The organism is Variovorax gracilis, from assembly GCF_030317115.1.
In the GTDB taxonomy this organism is placed as follows: Bacteria; Pseudomonadota; Gammaproteobacteria; order Burkholderiales; family Burkholderiaceae_C; genus Variovorax; species Variovorax gracilis.
Window position 1 is genome coordinate 1 of record NZ_JASZYF010000085.1, and the last position, 1,986, is coordinate 1,986.

The following is a 1,986-nucleotide window of genomic DNA, read 5'->3' on the forward strand; positions in this document are numbered from 1 at the left end:
CTCGTGGTGGACGACGACGACAGCATGCGCCAGGCCATCGAGCGGTTGCTGATGGCCGCCGGACTGAAGACCGCGACCTATGCCTCGGCGGAAGCGTTGCTGGCGAGCGGCCCGATGGTGGGTGCGGACTGCATCGTGAGCGACTTCCATCTGCCCGGCATGTCCGGCCTGGACTTGCTGAGCGAGTTGCGCAGGCGCGGAAACTGGCCGCCGGTCATCGTGATCACCGCGCATGACGCCCCGCAGCTGCGCGACGAGGCGATGCGACGCGGCGCCTCGGGCTATCTCGCGAAGCCGTTCCACAGCAAGGACCTGCTGGCTGCGATCGAGGTCGCGGTGCAGGCCGGCGCGATGCCCTGAGCCGGGGCATCGGCAAACGAATCCGTGTTTCCTCAGCTCAACTTCAAACAAGGATGGAGGTCGAATGAAAAGAGATCGAATGTTCCTGGTGGGCGGCGTGCAAGCCGCCGCCGCCGTGCTGGCCGCGACGCTGGTCGCAGTGCCTGCGGGCGGGCAGGTCATCACGGGAGAACTGGGCGCACCGAGCGCAACCACCACGGTGCCCGCCACCCAGCTGCCGCCGCAACCGCCAAAATTCGGCGGCGTGATCAAGGAGACCCTGGAGGGCTCCAAGGTCTGGTGGGCGCCGCGCGTGGTGCCGCCCAAGGGCGCTCCGAACGTGCTGCTCATCATGACGGACGATCAGGGCTATGGCGTCAGCGGCACCTTCGGCGGCGTCGTTCCGACACCCGCACTCGACCGCGTCGCCAAGTCCGGCCTGCGCTACACCCAGTTCAATTCGACGGCGCTCTGCTCGCCCACGCGGGCCGCCCTGCTGACCGGGCGCAACCACCACTCGGTCGGCTTCGGTGTCATCACCGAACTGTCCACGGGCTTCCCCGGTTACGACTCCATCATCGGCCCCGACAACGCAACGATCGGCGCCATGCTCAAGGGCAACGGCTATGCCACTTCGTGGTTCGGCAAAAACCACAACACGCCGGACTTCCAGTACAGCGTCGCCGGGCCGTACGACCAATGGCCGTCGGGCATGGGCTTCGACTATTTCTATGGCTTCCAGGGCGGCGAGACCGACCAGTGGACGCCCTACCTGTTCCAGAACAACCGGCAGATCTTCCCGTGGATCGGCAAGCAGGGCTACAACCTGATCACCGACATGGCCGACGAGGCGATCAACTACATGCAGGGCGTCAAGGCCTCGGCACCTGACTCGCCGTGGTTCGTCTACTACGCCCCGGGCGGCACGCATTCGCCGCACAACCCCAAGCCCGAATTCGTCGAGCCCTTCAAGGGCAAGTTCGATGCGGGCTGGAACGTCCTGCGCGAAACGATCTTCGCCAACCAGAAGCGGCTGGGCGTCATTCCCGCGGATGCCAAGCTGACCGATTGGCCCGACAGCCTGCCCAAGTGGGAGACGCTGAGCGCCGACCAGAAGAAGCTGTTCGCCCGTCAGGCCGAGGTGTTCGCCGGCTACGCGGCCTACACGGACTTCGAGATCGGGCGCGTGATCCAGAAGGTCGAGGACATGGGCCAGCTCGACAACACGCTGATCATCTACATCGTCGGCGACAACGGCACCAGTCCCGAAGGCACCATGAGTGGCACTCCTAACCAGTGGACCTCGTACAACGGCATCCTGGACTTCCCGATTGCCGAACAGCTCAAGTTCTACGATGCCTGGGGCTCGGCGGCGAGCTATCCGCACATGGCCGTGGCATGGTCCTGGGCGTTCGACACGCCCTTCAAGTGGACCAAGCAGATTGGCTCGCACTTCGGTGGCACGCGACAGGGGCTGGCGATCTCGTGGCCCAACCGCATCAAGGATGCCGGCGGCATTCGCACGCAGTTCCACCACGTGATCGACATCGTTCCGACCATCCTGGAGGCCACCGGCATCAAGGCGCCGGAGATGATTAACGGCATCAAGCAGAAGCCGATCGAAGGCGTGAGCATGGCCTACTCTTT

The 1,986-nt window shown here is 64.9% G+C and carries 2 protein-coding genes; both read left to right on the forward strand.

The annotated features are described in order from the left end of the window. Positions 1 to 360 (forward strand): response regulator transcription factor (locus QTH97_RS36800; RefSeq protein ID WP_286573724.1); only part of this gene is annotated, 360 nt, incomplete at its 5' end. 64 nt (positions 361 to 424) lie between these two features. Continuing rightward, on the forward strand, positions 425 to 1,986 hold a 1,562-nt coding region (locus tag QTH97_RS36805; RefSeq protein ID WP_286573725.1), incomplete at its 3' end, for an arylsulfatase.